At 41.7% G+C, this 5819-nt stretch carries 5 protein-coding genes and 1 riboswitch; of the genes, 2 read left to right on the forward strand and 3 right to left on the reverse strand.

Going from position 1 to position 5819, the window contains the following annotated elements; all coding sequences use genetic code 11:
• Positions 1–871 (forward strand): LCP family protein (locus ACFVSH_RS22095; protein WP_387707835.1); only part of this gene is annotated, 871 nt, incomplete at its 5' end.
• A 156-nt stretch (positions 872–1027) separates the two neighbouring features.
• Here ACFVSH_RS22095 and mtnA read toward each other — a convergent pair.
• The 3 genes from mtnA to ACFVSH_RS22110 form a co-directional block, all read right to left on the reverse strand.
• Positions 1028–2074, reverse strand: a complete 1047-nt coding sequence (gene mtnA / locus ACFVSH_RS22100; protein ID WP_260288124.1) for an S-methyl-5-thioribose-1-phosphate isomerase — start codon at positions 2072–2074, stop codon at positions 1028–1030.
• Between the two features lie 14 nt (positions 2075–2088).
• Positions 2089–3291 carry an S-methyl-5-thioribose kinase gene (gene mtnK / locus ACFVSH_RS22105; protein ID WP_387707837.1) on the reverse strand — a complete coding sequence of 401 codons (1203 nt, stop codon included), beginning with the start codon at positions 3289–3291 and terminating at the stop codon, positions 2089–2091.
• Between the two features lie 78 nt (positions 3292–3369).
• Positions 3370–3523: riboswitch (SAM riboswitch) on the reverse strand.
• Positions 3524–3594: 71 nt separating this feature from the next.
• The gene (locus ACFVSH_RS22110) at positions 3595–4377 is read right to left on the reverse strand and encodes a carbon-nitrogen family hydrolase (protein WP_387604202.1); all 783 of its coding nucleotides are present in this window, start codon (positions 4375–4377) and stop codon (positions 3595–3597) included.
• Between the two features lie 99 nt (positions 4378–4476).
• Between ACFVSH_RS22110 and ACFVSH_RS22115 the strand changes: the two genes are divergently transcribed.
• Entirely contained in the window at positions 4477–5649 is a 1173-nt protein-coding gene (locus ACFVSH_RS22115) for a pyridoxal phosphate-dependent aminotransferase (protein ID WP_387604204.1), read from the forward strand.
• The last annotated feature ends 170 nt before the right edge of the window (positions 5650–5819 follow it).

The raw sequence follows: 5819 nt of genomic DNA on the forward strand, positions 1-5819 counted from the left end.
CTTCATATACCTATTGATCTTGATTCTGGCAGGCTGCACCTATGCCCCTTTACCCAAACAAAATGGAAATGCAGGTTCGGATAAAAAACTAACCAAAGAAGACGACCAGGAAAGCGTGAAAACATTTCTGTTAATTGGTGTTGATACAAGGGGAGAGCAAAAATCTCGATCAGATGTGCTTATCCTGGCAAAATACTTTCCTGAGCAGGAGAAACTGAAGCTGGCTTCCATCATGCGTGATAGTTATGTGAAAATGCCCGGGAATAAGTCAGGATATAACAAAATAAATGCAGCTTATTATTATGGTGGAAGGGAACTGCTTAAGAAAACCATAAAGGAGAACTTCGATATCAAGGTCGATCATGTAGCGGTAATCGACTTCCAGGGATTTGTGAAAATGGTCGATTTACTAGCCCCTGAGGGGGTAGCGGTGAATGTAGATCAGGAAATCATTGATGATATGAGCATTCAAGCAAGTGTTGGCAAAAATGTTTTACATGGTGAGGAAATATTGAAATATGTCCGTTTTAGGCATGACGATGAAAGTGATTTTGGAAGGGTGGAGCGTCAACAAGAAGTCATGATTCAATTAAAAACAGCTTTCGTAAATCAAATCTCATCCTTCGAAGGGATGGCAGCCCTTCCTAGTATCATCGAACAAGGACTCTCGTACCTGGATACAGATATTGGTCTGAAAACATTAATGGAAATGGGTCCAAAAGCCTTCTTCCATACACCGGACACCGTCGAAACCTTAAGGGTTCCAGTGGAAGGGAGCTTTAAAGATGAAATATATCCCCAGTCCGGAGCGGTTTTGCAAATAGATTTCACTAAAAATAAAAAGGCACTTCAGGAGTTCTTTTCAAAATAATAAGAACTATTATGAACAACCTTATATTAAGTGAATATGTTCGAATTCACTTGAATTATTGTATTATAGACCTCGTAAGAATATTCATAATCATCTATAAAAAACGAGAGGGATAAAAATCCTTCTCGTTTTTTATCACCAATAAAGGAACCTGGATCAATTAACAAAATGCGGAATGTTTTTATTGAAATCCGGTGTTATGATGCCGTTTTCGGTAATGATGCTCGTAATAAGATGATTTGGTGTAACGTCAAAGGCTGGATTGAAAGTCTTCACGTTTTCCGGAGCGATCCTTACACCTTGAATGGAGGTGATTTCCGCTTCATTCCGTTCTTCGATCGGGATGGATGTGCCTGATTCGATGGAAAGGTCGAATGTGCTTGATGGTGCGGCCACATAAAAGGGGATGCCAAAGTGCTTGGCTAATATGGCCAATCCCAATGTCCCGATTTTATTGGCTGTATCTCCATTAGCCGCAATCCTGTCTGCCCCGACGATAATTCCATTTATCCGTTTCTGGTGAATCGTATGTGCAGCCATATTATCTGAAATTAAGGTGACATCAACCCCCGCTTGCATCAATTCCCAAGCCGTCAAACGCGCACCTTGCAGGACAGGCCTGGTTTCACATGCGTATACTTTTAACGGAAAGTCCCTTTCTTTAGCCAGGTGGAAAGGAGCCAAGGCTGTGCCATACCGAGCTGTGGCAATTCCCCCAGCATTGCAATGGGTTAGTATGGAATCTCCTCTAGTGAATAAGGATAAACCATGTTCCCCGATTTTCCTGCACATTTCTTCATCTTCAGCAAAGATGGCTTTAGCCTCCGATACAAGTGCTTCCTTTGCAGCTGAAATGCTTTGCGCAGCATGCAAGGTGTTCTCCATCCTCCTTAACGCCCAAAAAAGGTTTACTGCAGTTGGCCTTGAAGAGGCGAGTTTTTCAATATGCCTCGTTACATTTCTCTTGAAATCCCCTAATTCAGCGGTTGTTTCCTGTTTGGCACCAAGTGCAACACCAAATGCTGCCGTCAGTCCAATTGCTGGCGCACCGCGAACTTTTAATGTCAAAATGCTGTCATATACATCATTAACTGAATGAAGTTCAATAAATTCAGTTATGGAAGGTAGGGCTTGTTGATTTAATAATGTAATATGGGTATCATCCCAGTGTACCGAATAGGGTAAGGGTGCTAGTGTAGTCATGTGCAGGGCTCCTTTTAAATGATTGAATAAGATGGCAGTGTACGTTGCTTCAACGCTTCAATGACAGCTGGAACATCTAATTCATCCCGTTTTTTAATTAAAAATGCACCAATTTCCAACGTTGCCGTTTTGGCAGCAATCCTTATCTCTTTATTTTCAATGACGTTTAAATCGGCAACATGGGAAAGGCCAATGGTTCGCCGAATCAGTTCACAGCCGGCAAAACCGAAGGCATCTTTTTTGAATTTTGTCAGTAAGTAAGGCAGATAACCTTTCACATGGCGGAATGGGCTTTTATTTTGACCTTCCCATAAGTCGGTATAAGTTTCTTCAAAGGCATTCCAAAATTCATGAAGGTGTGTGAAAATCTCTTCCTTTCCAGCGCCATTGCGTGTGACTGCCTGGAAGAGAAGGTTGGCGGTGTATTGACCAAGGTCAAAACCAACGGGTCCATAAAAAGCGAATTCCGGATCAATAACCTTTGTTTCAGTTTCACTTGCAAATATACTTCCAGTATGTAAATCTCCATGAAGTAAGGCTTCCTGCTCGGTTTCAAAGCTTTGTTTCAGCTTAGCGACCTCAAGTATCACTTCTTGATCATTCCAGATAATTTTGGCGGCATCAGTCAATTCCACCTCGAAGTCTCCTGGGAGTTCCTCAAAAAATGGATCTGTGAAAATAAAGACCTCAGTGATTTTGCAGAGTTCTGGATTCGTGAAATGTCGGGCCACTTCCTTTTTCGCAGATGGTTCTAGATGATAATCGGATGTATAAAATGCCGTCTTAGCAACAAACTCACCAATATGCTGTGAAAGCAATGGATATGAATCGCCATCGATCAATCCTGTTCTAACGATTTTCAAGTGCGATAAATCCTCCATGACCGTGATGGCAAGCTGTTCATCCGAATAATAGACTTGCGGTACGAATTCAGGGCAATAACTTTTGAAATGAATCAGCGCATTCGCTTCAATGGCAGCCCTTTTCAATGTCAGCGGCCAGCTTTCACCAAGTACCTTGGCATAAGGGACCGCTTGTTTGATGATTATTCCTTTATTTGTGTGCATGTCTGTAACATGAAAAACATAATTTAAGTTTCCATCGCCGATTTCTTTACACTTTAAACTTGCATCCGCATTGACCAACCCAAGTTTTTTTGCAAGGGTTATAGCTGTTTCGTTTGTCAATCTCTTAAAATTTGAATGGTTTTGAGTCATTCTTTTTCCCTCCAGAATCAAAATAAGAATAAAAAAGCCTCTTTCATATAGAAAGAGGCAGAAGTTTTGGCTTCGGACCTCTTATCTTCCAGAAAATGAATTCTGGTGGAATTAGCACCGTGCTCTGTGGATTTTATAATCCGGCGGTGAATCCGCCCCATTTCACAATGGTATTACAGTCGGTTGCTGGGCTTCATAGGGCCTTTATCCCTCAGCCTGCTCTTGATAAGAGTAAATGTTTTCTGAAATTTTAATCTTCGGGAAAATAATAACAACCTTTTGAATAGTTTGTCAATGGGTAAATTAATAAAAATCAGGGCGGCGATCTTCGAATACAGGTATTTTGTTTCGGGCTTCCGTAACTTTATTGAAATCCAAGGTGCCTGTCAAGAGTTCGTTTCCTTCTCCGGCTTCACTAATGAGATTCCCCCATGGATCAATAATCAAGGAATGACCAGCAAATGTATTATTGACATCCGAACCTGAACGATTAACGGCTACAACATAGGCTTGGTTCTCGATGGCACGGCTAATCAATAAGGCTCTCCAGTGATCGAGTCTCGGCTTTGGCCATTCCGCCGTTACGAATAGAACTTCGGCGCCTTGAACGGTATGGGCACGCTGCCATTCAGGGAAACGGATGTCATAACAAATGAATCCAGCACATATTTTTTCATCAAGAGTAAATAAACCATCTTTTTCTCCTGGCTGCAGGAAATGATGTTCATCCATTAACTGAAATAAGTGTAGCTTATCATATTCTTTAATGAGATTCCCATGTTTATCGATGATGATCATCGTGTTATAGATTCCCTTGCTTGTCTTTTTCGCGATGGAACCGCCTATGATGTGAATTTGGTGTTTTTGTGCCTGTGTTTTTAAAAATTCAATCGTTTTTTCTGCCTCGTGATCAGCAATCTCATTTAACCTGGTCAAGTCGTATCCTGTTGTCCAAAGCTCCGGTAAAATGACGATATCGGGTTCTGACCGTGTTGCTTTTTCCAACCATTGTTCTGCAACCTGAAAATTGATATCCGGTTGACCAAAGGCTATATCCATTTGAATACAAGCTATTTTCCATTTCATCGATTAAAACCTCCACATGTAAAAAATGCTTTACAAGACTATGATAAACATATATCATTTGTGACTAGAATTTCAAGAAATTTCAGAGAAGGTGTATAAATGTTGCAATTCGAAAAATCCGGCCAGCTTCAGGACCTGCCCAAGCAGTTTTTTGCTTCACTAGTCGCAAAAGTCAATGCAATAACGGAGCAAGGACATGATGTCATTAATTTAGGCCAGGGAAACCCTGATCAGCCGACGCCAGAACATATCGTGAAAAGTTTGCAGTCGGCTGCTGAAAAAACGATTAATCATAAATATTCGCCATTCCGGGGACATCAATATTTAAAAGATGCTGCCGCCGTCTTTTATGAACGAGAATACGGTGTCAAGCTGGATCCGAATAGCGAAGTGGCGATTCTCTTCGGGGGGAAGGCAGGTCTTGTCGAACTGCCGCAGTGTTTATTGAATCCAGGTGATACGATCCTAGTTCCAGATCCCGGCTATCCCGATTATCTTTCCGGAGTTGTTTTAGCCCGGGCAAAGACCGAACTCATGCCTCTGACAGAAGAAAATGGTTTTCTTCCGAAATATGATGAAATACATAAAGAAGTACTTGATAAAGCCAAAATGATGTTCTTGAACTATCCGAATAATCCCACAGGTGCTTCTGCAACTGATAGTTTCTTTGATGAAACCGTCTCCTTCGCAAAAGAGCATTCCATTTGTGTGGTCCACGATTTCGCTTATGGCGCGATCGGATTCGACGGAAAAAAACCGATAAGCTTTCTCCAATCGGAGGGAGCGAAGGATGTAGGAATAGAAATATACACACTATCGAAAACATACAATATGGCAGGATGGAGAGTAGGCTTCGCAGTGGGGAATAAGAGTGTAATAGAAGCTCTTGAACTATTGCAAGACCATCTTTATGTGAGTCTTTTCCCGGCGATACAAGAAGCTGCGGCAAGTGCTTTGCTTGATTCGCAGAGCTGTGTAGAGCAGTTAGTGCAGATGTACGAAGGACGAAGGAATGTTTTCATTGAGGGATTGAGGGCAATCGGCTGGGATGTCAAAGCGCCTGCGGCATCGTTTTTTGCCTGGCTCAAGGTACCTAAAGGTTTTACGTCAGAGAGTTTTGCAGACTATTTATTAGCGCATGCCCACGTAGCTGTTGCCGCAGGGAATGGATTCGGTGAATTTGGCGAAGGTTACGTCAGGGTAGGGCTGCTGACCTCGGAAGAACGGCTTGAAGAGGCTGTGGAACGAATACGTACATTAAACTTATTTTAACGATGGATTGAGGTATCCGACTTATTCACCGTTAAAATAGTTAAAACTTATTGACAAAGTAGGGATTACCTGTCAGAATACAAAATAAATTCTTAATCTTTCGATACTTGAATGCAATTTATATATCAGCGTTTTCTTATTTTGAGCAGGTGGAGGGACTAGCCCTATGA

The organism is Peribacillus sp. NPDC058002, from assembly GCF_042886655.1.
In the GTDB taxonomy this organism is placed as follows: Bacteria; Bacillota; Bacilli; order Bacillales; family DSM-1321; genus Peribacillus; species Peribacillus aracenensis.

What these genes read in the sequence shown, in the direction of transcription:
- mtnA (WP_260288124.1), bottom strand. Translation starts at nt 2,074, where the DNA reads ATGACTACACTAGCACCCTTACCCTATTCGGTACACTGGGATGATACC.
- mtnK (WP_387707837.1), bottom strand. Translation starts at nt 3,291, where the DNA reads ATGACTCAAAACCATTCAAATTTTAAGAGATTGACAAACGAAACAGCT.
- ACFVSH_RS22115 (WP_387604204.1), top strand. Translation starts at nt 4,477, where the DNA reads ATGTTGCAATTCGAAAAATCCGGCCAGCTTCAGGACCTGCCCAAGCAG.
- ACFVSH_RS22110 (WP_387604202.1), bottom strand. Translation starts at nt 4,377, where the DNA reads ATGAAATGGAAAATAGCTTGTATTCAAATGGATATAGCCTTTGGTCAA.